Origin of the sequence: uncultured Ruminococcus sp., assembly GCF_937915125.1 — a bacterium.
Taxonomy (GTDB): domain Bacteria; phylum Bacillota; class Clostridia; order Oscillospirales; family Ruminococcaceae; genus Ruminococcus_C.
The window spans coordinates 1-22,277 of record NZ_CALDMP010000062.1 but is presented as its reverse complement, the minus strand read 5'-3'; the positions used below and the strand labels follow the sequence as shown (position 1 = coordinate 22,277).

Below are 22,277 nucleotides of genomic sequence, written 5' to 3'. Positions count from 1 at the left end.
TGTTCGATTGGAATTGCAAAAAAATGACAAATGGAAACGGCTGTTTTTTTCTGGAAATTTTGGAAAGGGCAGCTCGTGTGAATGCCCTACTGGAATAGGGCGGATTGCTCTGCGGCATGCAGCCGCTGAAAGGATGTGTGTGAACTATGGTTGAACTGAAGGATGTTTCTGTGACATACTCGAGCGGCGTAGATGCACTGCACAATGTGAATCTGAAGATCAATGACGGTGACTTCGCCTTTGTTGTTGGTGCCTCCGGTGCCGGAAAAAGTACCATGATCAAGTTGATTCTGAAAGAAATCAACCCCACAAGCGGTACGATTTCTGTAAACGGTTATAACCTGAACAAGCTGCGGCGGCGCCGGGTCCCGGCACTGCGGCGTACCATCGGCTTTGTTTTTCAGGATTTCCGCCTGATTCCATCTATGACTGTTTATGAGAATATCGCATTTGTGCTGCGAGTGATCGATTCGCCTACGAAATATATCCGCAAGCGTGTGCCGTATGTAATCGGTCTAGTGGGCTTGCAGGACAAGGCATATGCTTATCCGGACGAGCTGTCCGGCGGCGAAAAACAGCGTGTGGCAATTGCACGTGCACTGGTTAACGACCCCCAGCTGATCATTGCCGATGAGCCTACCGGTAATATTGACCCGGAGCTTTCCTATGAGATCGTGGAACTGCTTCAGGGCATCAATGACATCGGAACGACGATCCTCATGGTAACGCATGAGCATAATCTGGTGCGGCAGTTCGGCGGGCGGATCATCAATATTGATCAGGGACGCATTGTCTTTGACGAAGTGATTGGAGGGAATCTGATCCATGAAGCTTAGTGGTTTCAAATACCTTACGGGACAGGGTATCGAAAATATCTGGAAAAACCGTATGATGGCATTTGCTTCGTTCTGTGTGCTTCTGGTTTCTCTTCTGCTTGTCGGCATGTCCGTACTATTTTATATGAACCTCACTTCCATGATCGGCGGCATTGAGGATAAGAACGAAGTCATTATTTATCTGAATGAAGATACAACAGATCAGGAAATTGCAGAATTCCAGACAGACCTGGAACAGATCAGCAATATTTCCAAAATTACATTCTATTCCAAGGAACAGGCGTTTGAAGATCTGAAAAAGAGTATGTCCGATTATGAGGTGCTCTTTGATTCTCTGGGAGATGACAATCCGCTCATCGATGGATTCCGGATCCAGATCGAGGATATCTCTACTATTTCTACGACAATTTCAGAGATTGAGACGCTGGATCATATTTATTCCATCCGTGCGCCTATGGATTTTGTCAATATCCTGACCGAGCTGCGGAAGATCATCACGGTGATTTTCGGCGTGATCATTGCAGCTCTGATTGTGATCTCTGTGGTAATTGTATCCAATGCCACAAAGGCAAGTGTATTTGCACGCCGTGAAGAAATTCAGATCATGAAATATGTTGGTGCGACCAATTCCTTTATCCGTATCCCGTTCTTCGTAGAAGGCATGATCACCGGTTTTCTTGCCGGATGTGTGGCATTGGTGATCACATGGTTCGGATATGACTCTCTGGTTGGCCTTTTGACAGGTCAGGCAGATATTCTGTCAGTCATTGGTATGGGAAGCATCATTCCCTTCCGGGAACTCGCCTGGAAGGTAGCTGCCGCTTATTTGGTTGCTGGCACATTGTTCGGCGCATTCGGCAGTATGATTTCGATGCGCAAGCATCTGAATGTCTAAGGAGGCTGAATTATGAGCAGAAAAAAACACATTGGACGCCGTCTGACTGGGGCAGCACTGTGCTTGTCGATTCTAGCAGCTGGTATGACTGCAAACTGGGCACCGCTGCGTGATATTCCGGTTTCGGCAAAGACGCTGGCAGAACTCCAGGAAGAACGGAAATCCAATGAGGCAAAAATTGCAGAAAAGCAGAAGGAATTGGATGCGCTTCAGACAAATCTGGAAGAAAAAGAAGCATATCAGCAGACCCTGCAGGAAAAAATCACCTTGCAGCAGCAGAATCTGGATATTGTTGTAGAGGAATTGGATCGGATCAATCAGTCCATTGAAGAAACGACAGCAGCAATTTCCCAGACGGAAGATGATATCACGGTGATGGAGGCAGATATTGCCATTGGACTGGATCAGTTCAAATTGCGTCTCCGGGCGATGTATGTCCAGGGAAACAACAGCCTGGCTTCTGCGCTGGTGGGCGCAACAGATTTCTATGATCTGCTGTCCAAGTACGAGCTGATGTCCCGTGTGGCGAATCATGATAATGAGTTGGTAAACGACCTGAAGGACAAGCTGGAGGCATGCAACGAGAAAAAAGCACAGCTGGAACAGGAAAAATCTGACCTGGAACAGCAGCAATCAGAACAGCAGACAAAAAAAGAAGAGTTTAAATCTGCCATCGAAGAGCTCCAGACAACCTATGCTGAGACCGATGAGGCAAAGCAGCAGATGGAACGGGAGAAGGAGAAACTCAACGTCGATGTAGACACGCTCGAAAAGAACAACGCTGCTCTGGATGCGGAAGAAGAGCAGATCAAGGCTGAAATCGCAAGAGCTGCAGAGGAGCAGAAGAAAAAGGAAGAGGAAGAACGGAAAAAACGTGAAGCCGCAGCGGCTGCGAAGAAACAGCAGGAAGAAGAGAAAAAGCAGAATAGCAATTCTGGCAGCAGCAACAGCAGTTCAAGTTCCGGCAGCAGTTCCAGCGGCGGCTCCAGCAGCAATTCCGGTTCTTCTTCTAGCGACAGCGGCAGTTCTTCAGATTCATCCTATGTTCCTTCTGGAAGTACCAATTTCACTTGGCCTTGTCCTGGCTTTTACACTGTTTCCAGCGGCTTCGGCAGCCGTTGGGGTACTACCCACGGAGCAATTGATATTGCCGGCGGCAATGCTGGTGCAGCTGTAGTCGCATCCCGCGGCGGTACAGTGGTACGTGTTGTGAGCGGCTGTCCGCATAACTATCCGAAAAGCTCCAGCTGCGGCTGCGGCGGCGGTTACGGCAATTATGTGATCATTCAGCATGACGGTACTTACTCCACGCTGTACGGTCATCTGGCATCTGTTTCGGTTTCTGCCGGACAGACAGTGAGCCAGGGTCAGACCATTGGTTACGTGGGAAGCACGGGCTTCTCCACCGGTTTCCATCTGCATTTTGAGGTACGTGTGAATGGTACCAAGGTGGATCCCATGCAGTATCTGGGCTGATCTTGCATATTTTTTCAGGAAATACATATACTGACAAAAGGACAGGGGTGTTCAAAGACCGCTGTCCTTTTTTGCGAAAGGAATGATTTGGCGTGGAAGAAAATCCGAAACAAGAGGCAGTCGAACTGCGAAAGTCCACACTGGTACTGTTGTTCTGTCTATGCGGTGTCCTTGCTGTGGGAACAGGCGTGGGTATTTACCGGGCATATGCCAATCAGGCAGAATACGGTGAACTGGCACAGCTGAAAGCGACTGTGGAGGCGAACTATTACACAGAGGTAGACGAAGCATCCGCCATGCAGGGTGCCATGAAAGGCTATGTCGCCGGGCTGAACGATCCCTATTCCCAATATCTGACAGACGAAGAATATGGGGATTTTCAGACAAATGAAGCAGGACAGACAGTGGGCATTGGTGTTACAGTGACACCCACAGATGAAGGATACCTGCTGATCAATTCTGTGACAGAGAATTCCCCGGCAGAGGAGGCAGGGCTTCAGCCAGACGATGAAATTGTCGCCGTGAACGGGGATGATGTCGCTGAACTGGGATATTCCGCTGCTGTTGATGCAGTTCGGGGAAAAGAAAATACATCTGTCACATTGACGATCCGACGGGATAATACGACACTGGACTGTGAAGTGACACGAAAGAGCATGGAAGTCACAACAGCACAGGGTCGGATGCTGGAAGGGAATATTGGTTATATCCGTATCAGCGCTTTTCGGGAAAACACGCCGGAACAATTCCTGGCAGTATATGAGCAGCTGTTGAGTGAGGGTGCAGAAGGATTGATCTTTGACCTGCGTGACAACGGCGGCGGTCTGGTGGACAGTCTGGAAACGATTCTGGATCCGCTTTTGCCGGAAGGGGAAATTGCCATTGCCACCTATCGGGACGGACATACCCAGACATTGGTGCAGTCCGATGCCGAAGCATGTGATTTGCCTATGGTGGTGCTGGTCAATGAGAATACCGCAAGTGCCGCAGAGTTGTTTACGGCATCTCTGCGGGATTTCGGAAAGGGCGAAGCAGTGGGAACGACCACCTTTGGCAAAGGTATCATGCAGGTGACACAGCCCATGTCCAGCGGCGGTGCACTGACCCTGACAGTGGCGACCTATCAGACCACAAAGGGCGAGTGCTATCACGGTGTGGGTATCACGCCGGACGTGATTGTGGAAGCTGGAAACGAACCCGTGGATTATGATGCACCGGATGCGGCATCCGACCCACAGCTGGCAAAAGCATTGGAGCGAATCACGGAATAAACAAAGCTGCTGCAAACGGCGCATGCCCGGATATGCAGCAGCTTTTATTATTATTGAGAAAAAATAAATATTTATGGGCATCTCTAAAAACCCCGAATCCGTCAGATGTGGGGCAGATTTGCGACAGATTCCCTTTCGAAAAAACGCAGGAATACTCGATGTATTTCAAGTTTTTTCGCAAGGTAAGATGGTGTAAAAATGCGCCGCAGATGACGGGTGAGCGGGTTTTTAGAGGTGACCTTATGATTCCGGCTGCACCAGCAGCTGCGCCTTGTAGAAGGCATCCTTTCTGGGGATCAGATGAAGTGCAACTTCTGTTAGGTACACTGCCTGTATCTTCAGATGATGCGCACTTGCATAGGTGCACATGCGCTGTATCCAGTCTGTTTCAGAAAACGCCTGTACAGGCAATATCAGGTATGTGCCGGCAGGGATGGAATACAATTTTGTCTCAATGTTCATGATATACTGGGGCAGTTCCACGAATTTTCCCAGTATACGAAGCTGACCCTGCTGAAATCGTCTGAAATCCATATGATAGCCGTAGGTCCGCTGGATGGAATTGACTGCAAAATGCTCAGAGGAAACCGTCTTGCTCAGTTCATATTGCAAAGCGGCATCCTGTTCCTCCAGAGTTAGCTTGTGATTCCCCGGTTCTGGCAATGCCATCAGCACTTTCCGTTCTTCCAGTTCCTGACAGATAATCTCAGGGGTATCTCCCTCCCGCAGTTCCATGTCTGCTTCAAGCGCTTCATGGAGCCAGGAGAGGTTCTGATAGATCTCCTGCTGCTGCAATAACAGCTTACGTGCGTGGAATTTTTGCTTTGCAATCAGCTCCAGCAGCTCGTGGGAATCCTGGGTTTTCTGGAGATGGATGATTTTTTTCAGAGGAAAGTTCAGTTTGCGGCAGATCTGGATGATCTCAATTTCTGCATACTGCGCATAGGAATAATAGTGATAGCCGTTTTCTTCATCTACCATTGCAGGCTGTATCAGCCCCAGTGATTCGTAATAACGGAGCTTGGATGGTTGAATTTTCATGTCGCTGCAAAAGGTGCCGATGGTAATGTTGTCCTTTTTCATGAAAACACCTCCGAAAATAGAAAAACCTGCATCATTGCCGAAAGCTTGCATGGTCTCAAGTGACGTTCCATATCGCTGTCAATGAATACAGATTCTGATCAGCTTTATTATAACAAGGCTTTTCGGAAAAGTAAAGTAAAATACTGAGATTCTTAAAAAGAAAGGAAGATTGCAGATTTCCTTTGCGTTCGCATTTTTTACCGGGGAAATACCATACTTTTTACGGCGTGAAAGGCTTTTTTGTCGGAATTGGTATGGTCATATGTTTTAAAATTGTCACTTGTGTATTTCTGAAAATTATGCTATAATAGGGACAATCAATCAAGGGAAACGAGTGAGATTCTCGTACAGTCACGCTACCGTGATGCAGGGACTGCCTGCTAAGTCGGATTACGAAATAGCATGTTGCACAGCCTTACGAGCGATGGGGCTGTGTCCGCACGAAACAAGGGTGTTTTCGTGGGAATGCAGGAGCGGCATGTCTGCTGTCCGGAAAGGCGGCAGGCAGGGCGTTTCATGGACATCGCTTTCTGTCACAGGAAGGCGATTTTTTTTGGAGGAATGGCGTATGGAACAGAACCGGAAAATACCCCGTATCATGCTTAGTGCTGCATCCAGCGGCAGTGGAAAGACTACCATGACGGCGGCACTCCTCGGTGCTTTCCGGGTACGGGGACTCTGTGTGCAAAGTCTGAAATGCGGCCCCGATTATATCGACCCTATGTTTCATACCCATATCACCGGCAGGGATACGTATCATGCAGATCCGTTCTTTTCTGATGAAAGGCAGATGCAGCAGATCCTGACGCAGACGGCGGCAGATGCCGATCTTGCACTGCTGGAGGGTGCTATGGGATATTACGACGGCATCGGACAGACGGAACAGGCAAGTGCCTACACCGTCTCTCAGGCACTGCAAACACCGGTGCTGTTGGTTGTGGCACCGAAGGGGATGGGTTGTTCCGTTGCGGCACTCTGCAAAGGCTTTCTGGAATTCCGGACGCCCAATCTCATAGGCGGTGTGCTTCTCAATCAGATCCGGGAGGGAATGTATGCTTTCTATAAAGAGATCATTGAGCGGGAAACAGGTCTTCCGGTCTATGGCTACCTGCCGGATCTGCCACAGGTACATTTGGAAAGCCGTCACCTGGGTCTGATGACTGCCGGGGAAGTGGCGCAGCTGGATGAAAAAATACGTCTGCTGGCAGAAACGGCAGAACGCACTATCGACCTAGACGGCATTCTGCAATTGGCAGCGACAGCGCCGCCGCTGCCTTTTTCGCCGGCACCGCAGCAGATGGAAAAATTATTCCGGCTGGGTGTGGCACAGGATGCAGCCTTTTGCTTCTACTATGCGGAAAATCTACACATGCTGGAGCAATGGGGCGCGGAGCTTGTGCCCTTTTCACCCCTGGCAGATGACCGGCTGCCGGATGGACTGGACGGGTTGTATCTGGGCGGCGGCTATCCGGAATTGTATCTGAAACAGCTCAGTGGGAACAGTACCTTTCTGGAAAGTCTCCGGCATGCATCGGCGAAGAAAATTCCCATTTTTGCAGAATGCGGCGGTTTCCTGTATTTGCAGGAGGCAATTCTCGATAAGGACGGTACGGAATATCCCATGGCGCAGCTGCTTCCGGGAACAGCAAAGCTGGGGGAACGTCTCTGTCGGTTTGGATATGTGACCTTGACAGCACAGCAGGATTCGATCCTGGGCGAGGCAGGGACAACGATCCGGGCGCATGAGTTTCACTATGCAGACAGCACGGAAAACGGTACGGCATTTCTGGCGCAGCGTCCTAACGGACGGCAGTGGCAGGCGATGCAGGTGACGGAACATATTGCGGCAGGCTTTCCCCATTTCTATTTTCCGTCCAATCCGGCTGTGCCCCGGGCATTTGCCCAGGCGTGCCGGAAGTTCCGGGAAGGACGTGACAGTGTATGACAGTATTGGTAACAGGCGGTTCCGGCAGCGGAAAATCTCTGCTGGCGGAAGAAATCAGCTTTCAGCTGAAACGGAACCCCTTTTTTTATCTGGCAACCATGCAAATATGGGATGAGGAGTGTCGGAAACGCATTACCCGTCATCGGGAACAGCGTTCCGGAAAGGGTTTTCAGACCCTGGAAACGCCCATGCGTCTGGCAGAAGCAGCAAAGATGCTGACACCGGGCGGTACGGCACTGCTGGACTGTATCAGCAATCTGACGGCAAATGAACAGTTTGACGCAGCGGCACCGGATCCGGTGCAGGCGGTAGTCGATGGGGTGCTGGCCGTGCAGAAACGTTTGACCCATCTGGTCATTGTGACGAATGAGGTCTGTTCGGACATTCCTCCAGAGGATGTATCCATGCAGGCATATCTGCAAAATATAGGACGAATCAACTGCGCTCTGGCAAAGGCAGCAGATGTGGTCATAGAGGTATGCAGCGGCATACCGATTTTCTGGAAAGGAGAGGAACAATATCATGAGATCCTGGTTTGAATCGCTTCTCATCGCCCTTTCCATGTACAGTGCACTGCCGGTGAAATGTCTGAACTGGACGGCGGATAATCTGCGCCATGCTATGGTATTTTTTCCTCTGGTGGGACTGCTCTGCGGCGGCGGTCTGTGGCTTGTCTGGACAGTGTGCAGTCTGCTGGGTGTAGGTGCTGTGCTGTTTGCAGTACTGGCAGTCCTGTGCGTTGTGGTTATCACCGGCGGTATTCATCTGGACGGCTTTTGTGATACGGCAGATGCGCTCTATTCCCGCCGTCCCCGTGAGGAAAAGCTGCGTATCCTGAAAGATCCCAACTGCGGGCCATTTGCTGTATTCAGTGTCATTCTCGTGCTCCTGGCCAGCTTTGGCGCATATACAGAACTGTACGGTTCTCAGAGCAGGCATGTGATGGGGCTTCTCACTGGGGGATTTGTATTGACACGCTGTCTCAGCGGGATTTCCATTACCCGGTTTTCCTGTGCACCTACCAGTTCTCTGGCAAAGACCTTTGGCGAAAACGCCGGCGCCCATGTGAGCGTGATACTTGCAGTGGAATTCGGCGTGGCAGGCTTTTGCATGGTACTGTGGTATCACTGGCTGGCAGTGATCCTGATACTCCTTTCCATAGGGATTTTCGGGGGCTATTATCATATGCAGAAAAAGCAGTTTGGCGGACTGACGGGAGATCTGGCTGGATTTTTTCTGGTACTGAATGAGACTGCATGGCTGCTGGGAACGGCTTTGCTGGGAGGTGTGCTGTTATGAGACTGATACTGGGAGGTTATGCCCAGGGGAAACTGGCATATGCCATGGAGCGCTTCGGGTTGACGGAAAAAGATGTGTGGGATGCGGCAGAAGAACCACTTTCCGCCTGGAACGGAGAGCGCATCATTTACCATGCAGAGAAACTGGTGACCGGCTGGCTGGAGGAAGGAAAGGATCCCTGTCAGGCTGCAAAGGATATGCTGCCCCAGTGGCAGGCTGTGATCCTCATCTCCCAGGAAGTGGGCTGCGGATTGGTTCCTGTTACGGCGCAGCAGCGAGCATGGCGTGAGGCTGTGGGACGGTTCAACACCTTTCTTGCCGGACAGGCGGAGACGGTAGACCGTGTCTGCTGCGGTCTGGGAATGCGGATCAAAGGAAATGGGGCGTGATGGTATGTGGATTTTATGCAGTGTTCTGCTGGGGTTTTTGCTGGATCTCTGCTTCGGAGATCCCCATTGGCTGCCCCATCCGGTGGTCTGGATGGGAAAAGGGATTTCCGGTATGGAACGGCTGCTGCGCCGGATATTTCCCGGAACGCCTGGCGGTGAACGTGCCGCAGGAATCGTGCTGGCTGTGACGATTCCCCTTCTGAGTCTTGTGATTTCCGGCGGCATACTGTATCTGGCATATCGTATCTCTTTCTGGCTGTGGTTTGCTTTGCATACGTTCTGGGCGTATCAGATACCAGCGACAAAATGTCTGGCAACAGAAAGCAAAAAAGTGTACGCAGCATTGCAAGCCGGAGACTTGGATGCTGCAAGAAAGCAGCTGTCCTATCTGGTAGGCAGAGAAACGACGCAGCTGACAGAGGAAGAGGTGACAAAAGCGTGCGTGGAGACAGTGGCAGAGAATACTTCCGATGGCGTGACAGCACCTCTGTTTTATCTGCTTCTGGGCGGCGTACCTATGGGATTTTGTTATAAGGCGATCAACACGCTGGATTCTATGGTTGGCTACCGCAATGAAAAATACATCCATTTCGGTACAGCTTCGGCAAAACTGGACGATGTGGCAAACTGGCTCCCGTCACGGCTCTGCGGTCTGCTGATGATCGCAGCGGCAGGAATTCTGGGGCTGGATAGAAAAAATGCATTTCGGATATTCCGGCGTGACCGGAACAATCACCTTTCACCCAATTCGGCCCAGACGGAATCCGTTGCGGCGGGGGCGCTGGGCGTTCAATTGGGCGGCACCCATGTCTATTTCGGACAGGTTGTGGAAAAACCCACCATCGGAGAAAAGAACCGTCCAGCGGAGGCAGCCGATATTCTGCGCACCAACGGACTTATGTATGGGGCGGCAATGCTTTCAGCAGGATTGTTCGGACTGTGCAGAGCACTGATGTTTTTTGCAATTCGCTGACACAAAACAACTCTGAGGCAAGGAGTGAGAAAAATGGAGATTCACGGCGGAGATATCTACACAGCAGAGGAAGAACTGCAAACGGATTATGTCATCGACTTTTCCGCAAATATCAATCCCTTTGGCGTTCCTGCGTCTGTTCGGAAGGCAATCAACGGTGCGGTACAGCAGCTGGTGCACTATCCGGATCCTTATCAGCGGAAGCTGCGGCATGCCCTTGGGGAATTTCACCAGGTGCATCCGGATCATATTGTCTGCGGCAATGGCGGTGCAGATGTGATTTTCCGGCTGGTGCGAGCAGTTGCACCGAAAAAGGCACTTGTACCTGTGCCGACCTTTTCAGAATACGGAAAGGCACTGGAGGAAAACGGCTGCGAAGTACAGTATTGGACGATGCCGGATCCCTTTGTCGTGACAGAGGTGCTTCTGGATGAACTGGAGCAGGGCAGTTATGATTTTCTGGTGCTGTGCAATCCCAACAATCCCACGGGAACGCTGATTGACCCGGAACTGCTGCGGAAGATCCTGGATTTAGCAAAGCAGAAACAGGTGTTTGTCCTGCTGGATGAATGTTTTTATGATATGACAGAAGATGAGATGGGCATTGATTCCATGATTCTGGATTCCGGCAGCTATGCCAATCTGCTGATCCTGAAATCCATGACAAAGCTGTATGCCATCCCTGGACTGCGGCTGGGATACGGCATCTGTTCCGATGCAGGACTGGTGGAGCGTGTCCGTACCATAGGACAGCCATGGCCAGTGAGTACTCTGGCAAGTGAAGCCGGATGCGCAGCGGTGGAAGATCACACCTACCGGACACGGTTTTTAAAGTTCCTGCAAGAAGAACGGGATTTTCTCTATGAAGGGCTGGAAAGTCTGGGATTCCGGGTGTGGGAACCCCATGCTAACTATATTTTCTTCCAGGTGCCGGGTTGCTACGATCTGGATCGTCGGCTGCTGACCTATCATGTATTGCTGCGACACTGCGATTCCTATGTGGGCTTGAATGCGGAATATTATCGTGCGGCAGTGCGTTCCAGAGAAGATAACCAGTATTTTCTGCGCTGTCTGCGGAAAATCGTCAGCAAAAGGGGGCTTTATTGATGTTTGCAAAATCAATCATGATAGTGGGAACCATGTCCTCGGCAGGAAAAAGCTTTATCACAGCCGGACTTTGTCGGATCTTCCGGCAGGACGGACTGCGAACGGTACCATTTAAATCGCAGAATATGGCATTGAATTCCTATATAACCCGTGACGGTCTGGAAATGGGACGTGCACAGGTAATGCAGGCGGAGGCCGCCGGTGTGGAGCCAGATGTGCGGATGAATCCCATTCTGCTGAAGCCTACCAGCGACAGCGGTTCTCAGGTCATTGTAAACGGCGAAGTATTCGGCACCATGGGTGCTGTGGAGTATTACACCAAAAAAGAGGAACTGATTCCCCATATCATGAAGGCGTACGATTCCCTTGCAGCGGAGAATGATGTGATCGTGCTGGAGGGTGCCGGCAGTCCGGCGGAAATCAATCTGAAAGATGTGGACATCGTCAATATGGGTATGGCTAAGCTGTCCGATTCTCCGGTGATTCTGGTGGGCGATATTGACCGTGGCGGTGTGTTTGCTTCTGTGTATGGTACTATTATGCTTATGGACGAAGAGGAACGGAGCCGCATTCAGGGGATCATTATCAATAAATTCCGTGGGGATGTGGAAATTCTGAAACCGGGACTGACCATGCTGGAGGAACTGACCGGCGTACCAGTGCTGGGCGTTGTGCCTTATGCCCAGCTGGATCTGGACGATGAGGACAGCCTGTCCGATCGTTTGACGCACCACACGATACAGAAAGGCGCAAAGCTGGATTTGGCAGTGATTCGTGTACCAAGGATTTCGAACTTTACAGATTTTGAAGTGTTCGAGCGCATTGATGGTGTTTCTGTGCGGTATGTGACACGGGTGCAGGAACTGGGCAGTCCCGATGCCATTCTGCTGCCGGGAACGAAAAATACCATGGCAGATCTACGCTGGATGCGCCAGAACGGTCTGGAGGCAGCCATTTTGAAACAGCACGAAAGAGGCAGCCTTGTGATAGGTATCTGCGGCGGCTTTCAGATGCTTGGAAAGACACTTTCTGACCCGGATGGCGTGGAAGACGGCGGTTCTATGCGTGGTATGGGACTGCTGGACACAGAAACGGTGTTCCTGCCTCAGAAACGGCGTACCCGGATGAATGGTACCATTGCTTCGGTGGATGGCGTATTGGAGCCATTGTCCGGACACGCTGTCAGCGGCTATGAGATACACATGGGTGAGACAAGGGGACTTGGCAGTGCTGTTCCCTTTACCACGCTGGAAACCGGAGAAACAGATGGCTATCGTGATCCGGCGGGAACTGTGTTCGGGTCGTATCTTCATGGAATATTCGATTCCCCGGAAACGGCACAGAAGCTGGTACAGGCGCTGCTCACGAAAAAAGGCGAGGATACCAGTGTCATCGAAGCTTTTGATCTGAATGCCTATAAAGAGGAACAATATGACAAGCTTGCCGACACGCTCCGGGAGAGTCTGGATATGCAGTGTATCTACGACATCCTCAACCAGTGGGGAGAACGCATATGAAGCCGCTGCGGGAAGGCTATACCACCGGCTCTTGTGCGGCAGCAGCAAGTCTGGCATCGGCATTGTGGCAGGTGACCGGAATCTGTCCGGAGCAAGTGGAACTGGAAACGCCTGCCGGAGTGACGCTTCGTCTGGAAATTCAGGCAGTATCCCAGGGTATCTGCGGTGTCATCAAGGATGGCGGTGACGATCCCGACGAGACAAACGGCTGTCTGGTGACAGCAAAGGTGGAAATTTCTGACAATCCGGGTGAGATCCGGTTTTACGCCGGTGAGGGTGTGGGTATCATTACACGGAGGGGTTTGAAACTGCCGGTGGGAGAACCTGCAATCAATCCGGTGCCACGGCAGATGATCGAAAAAGCCCTGCGGTCTGTCATTGGGCAGCGTGGTGCGGATGTGACTGTTTCTGTGCCCGGCGGTGCGGAAATTGCGGTGAAAACCTTTAATGGCAGACTGGGCATTCAGGGTGGACTTTCCATTCTGGGTACGACGGGAATCGTCCGCCCTATGAGCGAAGAGGCAGTGAAAGAATCCCTCTGTCTGGAGCTTTCCATGTGTCGGGCGGAATACGGCACCGCCTGTGCGCTGGTGACAGGCTATGCCGGGGAAAAATATCTGCGGAAGCAATATGATCCTTGCGGCGGCATTGTTCTGTGCAGCAATTATCTGGGTTATCTGCTGGACTGCGCAGAAGAAATGGGCTTTACGCATATTCTGCTGGCAGGCAGACCGGGAAAGCTGGTGAAGCCGGCGGCGGATATTATGTATCTGCACAGCCACACTGCCGGCGGACAGCGTGAGGTGCTCTGTACCCACGCAGCGCTTGCCGGAGCATCTACCGATCAGGTGCGGCAACTGTATCGGTGCAATACCACATCCCAGATGCAGGAAATATTGACAGCCTTCGGATTGGGAGAAACGGTGTGGGCATCTGTTGTAGAAAGTGTCTGTGAGAACTGTATGCGCCGTACCCATGGGAAAATCCAGGTGGGAATGCTGCTGCTGGATGAAAAAGATCAGATACTGGCAAAAAGCCGGTTGGCAGAGATTGTGCGGAAGGAGTGGAGCCAATGCAGCATGAATTGATTTTAGCAGGTGGCGGAAGCGGTACGGCAGATTACCTGCTTCCGGCGGCAAAACAAGCGTTGGAGTCGGCTGATTGCGTCATTGCTTCGGAACGATTTCTGGAACTGATCAACGCAAAAAAAACGAAGCCCATGGGGTGTATATCCGATTTGCTGGATCATTTACCCCACTGGCTGGAGGAGGAGAGTCTGGGCATTGTGGTTTCCGGTGATCCTCTGCTTTACAGCCTATGCCGGACGATTCGCACACGATACCCGGAATTATCCCTTAGAGTGATTCCTGGTGTGGGTTCCTTACAGCTGTTGGGTGCAGTATTCGGGCTGACCATGGAGGATGCAGCAATTCTGAGCATTCATGGCAGAGATTGTTCTGCCGGAAAAATCGCATGTACTGTGGCGGAGCATCCGGCGACATTTTTCTTCTGTTCCAAGACACAAGGACCGAAGGAAATCGCAGCGGCACTGGCGGCTTATCATCTGGAGGAAACGGAACTGTTTGTGGGAGCTGATCTGACCTATCCGGAGCAAATGCTCTGGTATGGAAAACCGGAGGAATGGGCAGAACGGGAAAACCCTGCACTGTGTGTTGCGGCGGTAAAAAATCCGTCCCCGAAACCTGTTCTGCGCCCGGCAATGCTGCCGGACAGTGCATTTCTGCGGAATGCGTCACCTATGACCAAGGAGGAAGTACGTGCAGTGATTCTCAGTAAGCTGCGGTTACAACCGGATGCTGTGGTCTGGGACCTGGGTGCAGGTACCGGAAGTATTTCCATTGAATGCGCCCGGATGTGCCCTTACGGTCAGGTTTATGCCGTGGAATATAAGGATACGGCATTGGAGATTCTGGAAAAGAATAAGGCATATTTCCAGACAGAGCACCTGACCATTGTGCCGGGCAGGGCAGAGGAACAGCTGAAAAATTTGCCTGTGCCGGACTGCGTTTTTATCGGCGGCAGCGGCGGTGCTATGGCAGAGATTCTGAAAACCATCTGTGCATTGCCGAAAAAAATACGGCTGGTAGTCAGTGCCGTTACTCTGGAGACCCAGGTGGAACTGTATCCTCTGTTGGAAGAGCTGCCGGCATTCGAAGTGGTACAGATCGCCGTCAGCTGCGGCAAGCAAGTGGGCAGTTATCGGGTGCTGGACAGCAATCATCCAGTGCTGCTGTTTTCCTGTGAGACAAAGGAGTGAGCCATGGAAAAAGGTATTTTTTATGCAGTGGGCGTGGGACCCGGAGATCCTCTGGACATGACACTGCGGGCGAAACAGATTCTGGAAACTGCTGATGTTGTGGTGATTCCAGTAAAAAAGGCAGGGGAAACCTCTGCCGCTTATACCATTGCGCAGCAGGCGGCGGATATGACCCGGGCGGAAAAGCTGGAGGTGGTCTTTCCCATGAAAGCCCATGCAGATTATCGCAGTTATTTGCAGTCCGGCGCACTGGACGGCGTATATGCTGCCCTGGAAGCTGGAAAAATCGTGGCAATGGTTACGCTGGGAGATGTTTCCGTGTACAGCACGGCGACATATGTTCGCCAGATGGTGGAGGAACAGGGCTATGAAACGGCAGTTGCCGCCGGGATACCAGCGTTCTGTGCCGGTGCGGCAAAGACAAAGTACAGTCTTTGTGAAAACGAGGAATCTCTGTTGGTAATGCCCGGCGTTACAGATAAAACGGCAATGGAGCAGGTGCTGGGTCAATTTGACAATCTGGTCATTATGAAAGCGGGAAAAGCACTGCCGTGGCTGCTGCCCATGCTGGAGGAACATGACTTGCTGGAACGTACTGTAATGCTTCGCAATGTGGGAATGCCGGATGAATATATCGGCGCACCCACTGAGGACACATATTCGTATTTCACAACGCTGCTTATCAAAAAAGGAGGACTGCGATAATGGTATATTTTGTAGGTGCCGGAGCTGGCGATCCGGAGCTTCTGACAATCAAGGGAAAACGGCTCATTGACAGTGCCGATGTGGTGATCTATGCCGGCTCTCTGGTGAATCCGGCGGTGCTGTCCGATGTAAAATCAGGCTGCAAGATCTATGACAGTGCCGGAATGCATCTGGAGGAAGTGCTTGCAGTAATGCAGGAGACAGAAGTCCAGGGCAAGACCACTGTCCGTGTGCACACAGGAGATGCTTCGATTTATGGTGCTATCCGAGAACAGCTGGATGCGCTGGATCGCATGGGAATTCCCCACGAAGTTGTACCGGGCGTCAGCTCTTTTCTGGCAGCAGCGGCGGCAATGCAGAAGGAATATACGCTGCCCAATGTGTCCCAGACAGTGATCCTGACACGTATGGAAGGCAGAACGCCTGTGCCGGAGCGTGAGAGCATTGAGGAACTTGCGAAGCATCGTGCCACCATGATCCTGTTCCTGTCGGTGGGCAGAATGGAAGAACTGGTGGAACGGCTGTGCACGTCTTATCCCAAGACCACACCTGTTGCCGTTGTCTATAAGGCAAGCTGGCCGGAGCAGAAAATTGTCACGGGCACACTGGAAACCATTGCGGAAAAGGTCAAGGAAGCTGGCATCACCAAAACAGCACTGGTGACAGTGGGGGATTTCCTGGGGGATACCTACGATCTGTCAAAGCTGTATGACAAGACTTTTACGCACGAATTCCGGCAAGGGCTTGACGGATGAAACTGGCATATTTTTGGCTGACGCCACAGGGAAAACAGCTGGCGGAACGATTACAGATGCAGTTCGGCGGTACGGTGGAATCAAAAGCGAATTTTGCCGTGACAGTGGAACGGGGTTTTGCTGCATATGACGGACTGATCTTCATTATGGCAACCGGAATTGTCGTGCGGACGATTGCCCCTCTGGTGCAGTCCAAAGCGTCAGACCCGGCGGTGCTGGTGCTGGATCAACAGGGAAAGCATGTGATCAGTCTGCTGTCCGGACATCTAGGCGGTGCCAATGACTTGACACGGGAAATTGCCGCCGCCATTGGTGCAGATCCGGTCATTACCACGGCAACGGATGTGCAGGGCGTTGCTGCGTTTGATGAGATCGCCAAGCGCAATGACCTTGCCATTGAAAATCTGGGTACGCTGAAATATATCAGCGGCGCACTGCTGGAGGGGAAAACTGTGACGCTTTGTACAGATCTGCTCCTGTCAAAACCTTGCAATTTGTCTCAGATTCGAGTGACAAATGAGCCTGAGGGAGAGCACCGGGTGGTGATATCCGATCGGTTATTGCCGGACACGCAAGGGGCAAAAACGTTGTATTTGCGACCGAAAAGCCTGGTCATTGGCGTTGGATGCAAACGGAATACTGAGCCGGCACACCTGGCAGCTTGCTTTCGGAAATTTCTGGAGACATATCAGCTCAGTGCACTTTCTGTGGCAAAGCTGGCTACCATCGGACTGAAGCAGCAGGAACCTGCAATTTTGCAACTGTGTGAAGAACTTGGTGTGCCATTGGAAATTGTCCCCGATGAATCCATTCGAAATTGTCCCTATCCATTTGAGACATCTGCATTTGTGCAATCTGTGACCGGCGTGCCTTCTGTATCCGAAGCGTGCAGCTATCTGGCATCGGGCTGCGGCGAGGTGCTGACTGGAAAGGCGAAATACGCAGGGGTAACTCTGGCGGCGTGCCGGCGTGTGCTGCCACCGCTGAAACTGGAGGAATGATGGAAATGAAACAAGTGATCTATATCGTCGGCTTTGGACCGGGTGACCGGGCATATATGACGAATCAGGCAGTTGCCGCCATTGAACAGGCTGATCTGGTGGTGGGATACACCACCTATATTAACCTGCTGAAGGAACAGTTCCCGGAACAGGAATACTATGCCACACCCATGCGGAAGGAAGTGGATCGCTGCCGTGCCGCAGTGGAGGAGGCGCTCAAAGGGAAGACTGTGGCAATGATATCCAGCGGTGACAGCGGCATTTACGGCATGGCTGGGGTAACGCTGGAGGTCATCGAGGAAATGCACGCTGATCTGGAAGTCGTGGCAGTTGCGGGCGTGACGGCGGCAAGTGCGGCGGCGGCAGTATTGGGGGCACCGCTGATGCATGATTTTGCGGTCATCAGCCTCAGCGACTGCATGACACCTCTGGAACGGATATATCACCGTGTATCCTGTGCGGCAGACGGAGACTTCGTCATTTGTCTCTATAATCCGAAATCTCGTTCCCGGACGACGTATCTGGCTCATGCGGCGGAATTGATACAGCAATATCGTTCTCCTGATACGCCTGTGGGTATTGTCCGCAATGCCGGGCGCGCTGACCAGAAAGCGTGGCTCACAACGCTGGGACAGCTGAAAGAGGAACCAGTGGATATGTTCTGCGTGGTACTCATCGGCAATTCCCAGACTTATGTGCAGAACGGCAAAATGATCACGCCCCGGGGTTATTGCGTGGCAGATACCGGAGCAAAAGGATGAAGCGTATCGCAGTCATTGCCGGGACAAGTGAAGCCACAGAGTTCATCCGCGCACTGCCGGAAAAGTACGAAGTAACGGCATTTACTGCTACAGAGTACGGCAGAACAATACTGGCAGGGGAACGCTGTACCGTCCATGTGGGACGGTTGGATAAGGATGGCTTTGCAGTCGAACTGGCACGTATGGATGCTGTGGTGGATGCGTCTCATCCCTTTGCCTTGGCAGTGACAGAGACGGTGCAGCAGGTCTGTACACAGCAGAATATCCCGTATTTCCGGCTGGGAAGACCGCAGCTGCACTACGATTATGACTGGATCATCCGGGTGCCATCCAAGGAGGCAGCGGCTGAACAATTGTCAGAGATACCGGGCAATATTCTGCTGACCACTGGCGTCAATACTCTGGCATTTTACGAAGCCAATGTGACAGATTTCGCAGCACGGGGCTGGGCACGTATTCTGGACACAGCCGATTCCCGGCGGACAGCGGCGGCATCCCGGGCGCATCTGGTCTATGCCATGCCGCCATTTTCCCAGAAGGATACAATTTTTCTGATTAAAACATATCAAATTGCCGTGTTGGTTTCCAAGGACAGCGGCGCACGGGGTGGCGTGGCGGAAAAGATTGCGGCGGCGAAAGCCTGCGGTATTCCGGTGATACTCATCGGTGCACCCAAGGAGGATGTGCATACCATTGCAGAAGTGATTTTTCAATTGGACCATTTGGAAAGGAGCGATTCAAAATGCTGGGTTCATATCTGAAACAAATTGAGCCGCTGAATCAGGCGGCAATGCAGCAGTCACAGGAAAAATGGGATAATATTGCTAAGCCCTTGCGCAGTCTGGGACGGCTGGAGGAAATGGTCATTCAGTTGGCTGGTATCACTGGTTCGGCAGAGATTGCACCACGAAAAAAAGCAGTGCTGATCTTCTGCGCTGACAATGGCGTCGTAGAGGAAGGCGTTACACAGTCTACCAATGAGATCACAGCTGTGGTGACGCAAAATTTCACCAAGGGCATTGCCTCTATCAACTCCCTGTCCCGGGAATGCGGCGCAGATGTTTTCCCGGTGGATATCGGAATTGCGCGGGATATGGACTGTCCGGGACTGGATGTGCGGAAAATCGCATATGGAACAAAAAATCTCGCTAAGGAACCTGCAATGACACGGGAAGAGGCAGAACGTGCCATTCTCACGGGAATCGAACTGGTACGAGAAAAGAAAGAAGCCGGCTATAACCTCATCATCACTGGTGAGATGGGAATCGGTAATACCACAACCTCCAGCGCTGTGCTGTCTGTGCTGGAGCAGTTGTCGCCGGAGACAGTGACCGGGCGTGGGGCGGGTCTGACCCGTGATGGAATACAGCATAAAATTGCTGTTATTGAAAACGCCATTGGGCTGCACCAGCCGGATCGGGAAGATGTGCTGGATGTGCTGTCCAAACTGGGCGGTTTTGATATCTGTGGCATGGCAGGTGCTTTTCTGGGCGGTGCGATATATCATGTGCCAGTGCTGGTTGACGGATTCATTTCCGCCGTTGCTGCCAATTGCGCCGTTCGTCTGGCACCTTTGTGCCGGGATTATATGTTCGCTTCCCATTGTTCCGCAGAGCCTGCCGGAAAGATGGCATTGGATGCAGTGGGGCTGAAGGCGTATCTGGAATGCGGTATGTGTCTCGGCGAGGGAACAGGCGCTGTGATCGGGGCGAAACTCTTTGATTTTGCTCTGGCGGCATATGATGAGATCGCAGATTTCCAGACGGCGAATTTTGAAAAATACGAACTGCTGCAATAAGGAGGAATCGTGCAATGGAAATGGAATTTGTGAAGCCCATGGAGATCGAAACACGCAGCTTTGCCATCATTGAGGAGCACTTGGAGGGTGTTTCTATTCCGGAAAATCAGCGCAGTATTGTCAAGCGTGTGATACATACCACAGCGGATTTTGACTATGTGGAAAATCTGAAATTTTCAGATCATGCAGTGGAAACGGCATTGGATGCGCTGAAACAGGGCGCACATATTGTCACGGATACCAACATGGCATACGCCGGAATCAACAAAAAATCCCTGCATCAACTGGGCGGCGAGGCACATTGCTTTATGTCTGATCCTGAGGTGGCAATAGAGGCAAAGACCCGGGGCGTCACACGTGCTATGGTATCCATGGAAAAGGCATGTGCACTGGGAGAAAACGTAATTTTTGCCATTGGCAATGCACCTACGGCATTGGTGCAGCTGGATGAACTGATCCGTGCCGGAAAAATTGCGCCGAAGCTGATCATCGGCGTGCCGGTGGGCTTTGTGAATGTGGTGGAGGCAAAGGAACTGATCATGCAGGGAACCACTCCCTATATCGTGGCACAGGGCAGAAAGGGCGGCAGCAATGTGGCGGCTGCGATCTGCAATGCGCTGCTGTATCAACTATATCGCTGAGGAATCAGAAAAACGGCCGCAGTTCTGCACTGTGACCGTTTGTTTTTGCATTAGCCTTTCTGTTTTGTCTCAATGTACTCATGAAGAGCGACCGTGAGAATAGCGGCGTATTTCTCGATTTTCTCCTCTGGAATGGAACTGAACCCCACCAGAAATACATTGTCGGGACTTTCTGTACCTGCCCAGTTTTTTCGAGTGCCGTGAATGCCGATGGAACGTTCTTTCATAAAGGTGATGAATTCGGATTCCTGACGGCAGCAGTCTACCTGGAGCAATAGATGAGAACCGGCTGGATCGTAGATCATGTGCACCTCGTCCGGGAGATTCTGTTCCAGATATTGAATCAGCCGGCGGAATTTTCGCTCGTTCATGTTAGAGATTTTGCGGATGTGCTTTTCCAGCAGCCCGTCTTTAATGAATTCTGCGATTGCCTTTTGTACAAATGTGGGCAGTGCAGAATTATAGTGCTTGTACTTCTTTTCGTACAGCTTCATGAGAGACGGCGGCAACACATAGTAGGCACAGCGGATGGAGGGAAACAGTGCCTTGGAAAGTGTTCCCAAGTAAATTACACGCTCATTCTGATCCAGAGACTGGAGGGATGGCAGGATTCGCTGCCCATAGGAAAATTCGCTGTCGTAGTCGTTTTCAATGATATAACCATTGTTCCGCTTTGCCCATTCCAGAAGCCGGTACCGTTTTTGCAGGGAAGTGGTGACGCCAGTGGGAAACTGGTGAGACGGCGTGAGATAGACCATGTCCACAGGGTGATTGGCAATATCGTCCACATCAATGCCGTCCTCCTGGATCATGACGGATTTCACATCGCAGCGGCAGTTGTAAAATACCTTGCGCATGCCGATATAGCCCGGCTCCTCAAACGCCACGCGTTTGCGGTTGTTGGGGATCAGGTTCAGGATTGTCTCCAGCCCGTACTGCGTCCCGGCACAGATGACGATCTGATCCGGTGAACAGACAACGCCCCGTGTCCGCTGCAAAAAAGTACACAGATTGGCACGAAGGGGGTAGAATCCCTTGTTGCTCTCATATTTGGAAAATTGCAGTGTTGCTTCATCCAGAATGGCATTGGAGACGCACTGCTTCCATTTTGTCCAGGGAAACAGATGGGTGTCGCCTACGGAATAGCGGAAATCATAGCGGATCGGATTCTGAGAGGACGGCGGAATCAGCTTCGGCAGCTGTGCCGGCGTATTGTCCGGAGCGGCAGTCAGGTGAATCTTGGCAAGATCCTCCACATAATATCCGGATCCCTTTACGGCGCGGATCATCCCTTCCTCCAGCAACTGCTGATAGGCATGTTCTACCGGTAACACCGCATAATCTCCACCTACAAACAAAAACACCCAGCAAAAAAGCTGAGTGCGTAGGGAAACATTCAATTTTCCATCGCAAGGGTGCACTGAATCAGACTGTCAGAGGTTTTCTGGCAGCCAGATACAGATTCGCCAATGCGAACATAATATTCAATTTGGCAGTCTGTTTTCGCAGACCTCGGTATCGGGTCTTTCGATACCGAAAAATATTTT

The 22,277-nt window shown here is 51.5% G+C and carries 22 protein-coding genes, 1 pseudogene and 1 riboswitch; of the genes and pseudogenes, 20 read left to right on the top strand and 3 right to left on the bottom strand.

Annotated elements, in window-relative coordinates; all coding sequences use genetic code 11:
* Positions 1-146: 146 nt before the first annotated feature.
* The 4 genes from ftsE to Q0418_RS06045 all read left to right on the top strand — a co-directional run bounded on the left by ftsE (position 147) and on the right by Q0418_RS06045 (position 4,478).
* Positions 147-836, top strand: coding sequence for a cell division ATP-binding protein FtsE (gene ftsE / locus Q0418_RS06060; protein ID WP_298483187.1), 690 nt, complete (start codon positions 147-149; stop codon positions 834-836).
* Positions 826-1,731: a permease-like cell division protein FtsX gene (gene ftsX, locus Q0418_RS06055; RefSeq protein ID WP_298483186.1), complete on the top strand. Its 906-nt coding sequence runs from the start codon at positions 826-828 to the stop codon at positions 1,729-1,731. Before ftsE ends, ftsX begins: the two co-directional genes overlap by 11 nt.
* A gap of 12 nt (positions 1,732-1,743) precedes the next feature.
* Positions 1,744-3,207, top strand: coding sequence for a murein hydrolase activator EnvC (locus tag Q0418_RS06050; RefSeq protein ID WP_298483184.1), 1,464 nt, complete (start codon positions 1,744-1,746; stop codon positions 3,205-3,207).
* Between the two features lie 92 nt (positions 3,208-3,299).
* Entirely contained in the window at positions 3,300-4,478 is a 1,179-nt protein-coding gene (locus Q0418_RS06045) for a S41 family peptidase (protein WP_298483182.1), read from the top strand.
* Positions 4,479-4,718: 240 nt separating this feature from the next.
* Here Q0418_RS06045 and Q0418_RS06040 read toward each other — a convergent pair whose 3' ends face one another.
* Positions 4,719-5,561: a MerR family transcriptional regulator gene (locus tag Q0418_RS06040; RefSeq protein WP_298483181.1), complete on the bottom strand. Its 843-nt coding sequence runs from the start codon at positions 5,559-5,561 to the stop codon at positions 4,719-4,721.
* Positions 5,562-5,831: 270 nt separating this feature from the next.
* Positions 5,832-5,976, top strand: a riboswitch (cobalamin riboswitch).
* A 138-nt stretch (positions 5,977-6,114) separates the two neighbouring features.
* Between Q0418_RS06040 and Q0418_RS06035 the strand changes: the two genes are divergently transcribed.
* Genes Q0418_RS06035 through Q0418_RS05960 form a run of 16 tightly spaced genes read left to right on the top strand, consistent with a single transcriptional unit; the run spans position 6,115 to position 20,730 of the window.
* Positions 6,115-7,506 (top strand): cobyrinate a,c-diamide synthase, encoded by a 1,392-nt coding sequence (locus tag Q0418_RS06035; protein ID WP_298483179.1) that lies wholly within the window; start codon positions 6,115-6,117, stop codon positions 7,504-7,506.
* Positions 7,503-8,045, top strand: coding sequence for a bifunctional adenosylcobinamide kinase/adenosylcobinamide-phosphate guanylyltransferase (locus Q0418_RS06030; protein WP_298483177.1), 543 nt, complete (start codon positions 7,503-7,505; stop codon positions 8,043-8,045). The genes Q0418_RS06035 and Q0418_RS06030 overlap by 4 nt, the downstream gene beginning before the upstream one ends.
* The gene (locus Q0418_RS06025) at positions 8,029-8,805 is read left to right on the top strand and encodes an adenosylcobinamide-GDP ribazoletransferase (protein WP_298483175.1); all 777 of its coding nucleotides are present in this window, start codon (positions 8,029-8,031) and stop codon (positions 8,803-8,805) included. The genes Q0418_RS06030 and Q0418_RS06025 overlap by 17 nt, the downstream gene beginning before the upstream one ends.
* A complete protein-coding gene (locus tag Q0418_RS06020; protein ID WP_298483172.1) occupies positions 8,802-9,194 on the top strand; it encodes a bifunctional adenosylcobinamide kinase/adenosylcobinamide-phosphate guanylyltransferase in 393 nt (130 codons plus the stop codon). The genes Q0418_RS06025 and Q0418_RS06020 overlap by 4 nt, the downstream gene beginning before the upstream one ends.
* A gap of 4 nt (positions 9,195-9,198) precedes the next feature.
* A complete protein-coding gene (gene cbiB / locus Q0418_RS06015) occupies positions 9,199-10,167 on the top strand; it encodes an adenosylcobinamide-phosphate synthase CbiB (RefSeq protein WP_298483171.1) in 969 nt (322 codons plus the stop codon).
* Positions 10,168-10,200: 33 nt separating this feature from the next.
* Positions 10,201-11,274 carry a histidinol-phosphate transaminase gene (locus Q0418_RS06010; protein WP_298483169.1) on the top strand — a complete coding sequence of 358 codons (1,074 nt, stop codon included), beginning with the start codon at positions 10,201-10,203 and terminating at the stop codon, positions 11,272-11,274.
* The gene (locus Q0418_RS06005; RefSeq protein WP_298483167.1) at positions 11,274-12,791 is read left to right on the top strand and encodes a cobyric acid synthase; all 1,518 of its coding nucleotides are present in this window, start codon (positions 11,274-11,276) and stop codon (positions 12,789-12,791) included. Before Q0418_RS06010 ends, Q0418_RS06005 begins: the two co-directional genes overlap by 1 nt.
* Positions 12,788-13,879 carry a cobalt-precorrin-5B (C(1))-methyltransferase CbiD gene (gene cbiD / locus Q0418_RS06000; RefSeq protein WP_298483165.1) on the top strand — a complete coding sequence of 364 codons (1,092 nt, stop codon included), beginning with the start codon at positions 12,788-12,790 and terminating at the stop codon, positions 13,877-13,879. The genes Q0418_RS06005 and cbiD overlap by 4 nt, the downstream gene beginning before the upstream one ends.
* A complete protein-coding gene (gene cbiE / locus Q0418_RS05995; protein WP_298483163.1) occupies positions 13,864-15,069 on the top strand; it encodes a precorrin-6y C5,15-methyltransferase (decarboxylating) subunit CbiE in 1,206 nt (401 codons plus the stop codon). The genes cbiD and cbiE overlap by 16 nt, the downstream gene beginning before the upstream one ends.
* 3 nt (positions 15,070-15,072) lie before the next feature.
* The gene (gene cobI / locus Q0418_RS05990; protein ID WP_298483161.1) at positions 15,073-15,774 is read left to right on the top strand and encodes a precorrin-2 C(20)-methyltransferase; all 702 of its coding nucleotides are present in this window, start codon (positions 15,073-15,075) and stop codon (positions 15,772-15,774) included.
* Positions 15,774-16,529 (top strand): precorrin-4 C(11)-methyltransferase, encoded by a 756-nt coding sequence (cobM, locus tag Q0418_RS05985; RefSeq protein ID WP_298483159.1) that lies wholly within the window; start codon positions 15,774-15,776, stop codon positions 16,527-16,529. The genes cobI and cobM overlap by 1 nt, the downstream gene beginning before the upstream one ends.
* Positions 16,526-17,530, top strand: a complete 1,005-nt coding sequence (locus tag Q0418_RS05980; protein WP_298483157.1) for a cobalt-precorrin 5A hydrolase — start codon at positions 16,526-16,528, stop codon at positions 17,528-17,530. Before cobM ends, Q0418_RS05980 begins: the two co-directional genes overlap by 4 nt.
* Positions 17,531-17,535: 5 nt before the next feature.
* Positions 17,536-18,291, top strand: coding sequence for a precorrin-3B C(17)-methyltransferase (gene cobJ / locus Q0418_RS05975; RefSeq protein ID WP_298483155.1), 756 nt, complete (start codon positions 17,536-17,538; stop codon positions 18,289-18,291).
* Positions 18,288-19,052 (top strand): precorrin-6A reductase, encoded by a 765-nt coding sequence (cobK, locus tag Q0418_RS05970; RefSeq protein ID WP_298483153.1) that lies wholly within the window; start codon positions 18,288-18,290, stop codon positions 19,050-19,052. The genes cobJ and cobK overlap by 4 nt, the downstream gene beginning before the upstream one ends.
* Positions 19,034-20,089 carry a nicotinate-nucleotide--dimethylbenzimidazole phosphoribosyltransferase gene (gene cobT / locus Q0418_RS05965; RefSeq protein WP_298483151.1) on the top strand — a complete coding sequence of 352 codons (1,056 nt, stop codon included), beginning with the start codon at positions 19,034-19,036 and terminating at the stop codon, positions 20,087-20,089. The genes cobK and cobT overlap by 19 nt, the downstream gene beginning before the upstream one ends.
* Positions 20,090-20,103: 14 nt before the next feature.
* A complete protein-coding gene (locus Q0418_RS05960; protein ID WP_298483149.1) occupies positions 20,104-20,730 on the top strand; it encodes a precorrin-8X methylmutase in 627 nt (208 codons plus the stop codon).
* 50 nt (positions 20,731-20,780) lie between these two features.
* On the opposite strand, the gene Q0418_RS05955 is transcribed toward Q0418_RS05960, so the two are convergent.
* Together Q0418_RS05955 and Q0418_RS05950 are read right to left on the bottom strand one after the other, a co-directional pair.
* Complete coding sequence (locus Q0418_RS05955; RefSeq protein ID WP_298483147.1) at positions 20,781-22,064, bottom strand: PLP-dependent aminotransferase family protein; 1,284 nt, start codon at positions 22,062-22,064, stop codon at positions 20,781-20,783.
* Between the two features lie 91 nt (positions 22,065-22,155).
* A pseudogene (locus Q0418_RS05950) lies at positions 22,156-22,277 on the bottom strand (IS5/IS1182 family transposase); the annotation flags it as partial.

Coding starts and splice junctions, on each gene's coding strand:
- Q0418_RS05960 (WP_298483149.1), top strand. CDS start 20,104: ATGGAAATGGAATTTGTGAAGCCCATGGAGATCGAAACACGCAGCTTT.
- Q0418_RS05980 (WP_298483157.1), top strand. CDS start 16,526: ATGAAACTGGCATATTTTTGGCTGACGCCACAGGGAAAACAGCTGGCG.
- cobM (WP_298483159.1), top strand. CDS start 15,774: ATGGTATATTTTGTAGGTGCCGGAGCTGGCGATCCGGAGCTTCTGACA.
- cobJ (WP_298483155.1), top strand. CDS start 17,536: ATGAAACAAGTGATCTATATCGTCGGCTTTGGACCGGGTGACCGGGCA.
- Q0418_RS06010 (WP_298483169.1), top strand. CDS start 10,201: ATGGAGATTCACGGCGGAGATATCTACACAGCAGAGGAAGAACTGCAA.
- Q0418_RS06030 (WP_298483177.1), top strand. CDS start 7,503: ATGACAGTATTGGTAACAGGCGGTTCCGGCAGCGGAAAATCTCTGCTG.
- Q0418_RS06005 (WP_298483167.1), top strand. CDS start 11,274: ATGTTTGCAAAATCAATCATGATAGTGGGAACCATGTCCTCGGCAGGA.
- Q0418_RS06025 (WP_298483175.1), top strand. CDS start 8,029: ATGAGATCCTGGTTTGAATCGCTTCTCATCGCCCTTTCCATGTACAGT.
- cobT (WP_298483151.1), top strand. CDS start 19,034: ATGCTGGGTTCATATCTGAAACAAATTGAGCCGCTGAATCAGGCGGCA.
- ftsX (WP_298483186.1), top strand. CDS start 826: ATGAAGCTTAGTGGTTTCAAATACCTTACGGGACAGGGTATCGAAAAT.
- cobI (WP_298483161.1), top strand. CDS start 15,073: ATGGAAAAAGGTATTTTTTATGCAGTGGGCGTGGGACCCGGAGATCCT.
- Q0418_RS06040 (WP_298483181.1), bottom strand. CDS start 5,561: ATGAAAAAGGACAACATTACCATCGGCACCTTTTGCAGCGACATGAAA.
- cobK (WP_298483153.1), top strand. CDS start 18,288: ATGAAGCGTATCGCAGTCATTGCCGGGACAAGTGAAGCCACAGAGTTC.
- cbiB (WP_298483171.1), top strand. CDS start 9,199: ATGTGGATTTTATGCAGTGTTCTGCTGGGGTTTTTGCTGGATCTCTGC.
- ftsE (WP_298483187.1), top strand. CDS start 147: ATGGTTGAACTGAAGGATGTTTCTGTGACATACTCGAGCGGCGTAGAT.
- cbiD (WP_298483165.1), top strand. CDS start 12,788: ATGAAGCCGCTGCGGGAAGGCTATACCACCGGCTCTTGTGCGGCAGCA.
- Q0418_RS06050 (WP_298483184.1), top strand. CDS start 1,744: ATGAGCAGAAAAAAACACATTGGACGCCGTCTGACTGGGGCAGCACTG.
- cbiE (WP_298483163.1), top strand. CDS start 13,864: ATGCAGCATGAATTGATTTTAGCAGGTGGCGGAAGCGGTACGGCAGAT.
- Q0418_RS06020 (WP_298483172.1), top strand. CDS start 8,802: ATGAGACTGATACTGGGAGGTTATGCCCAGGGGAAACTGGCATATGCC.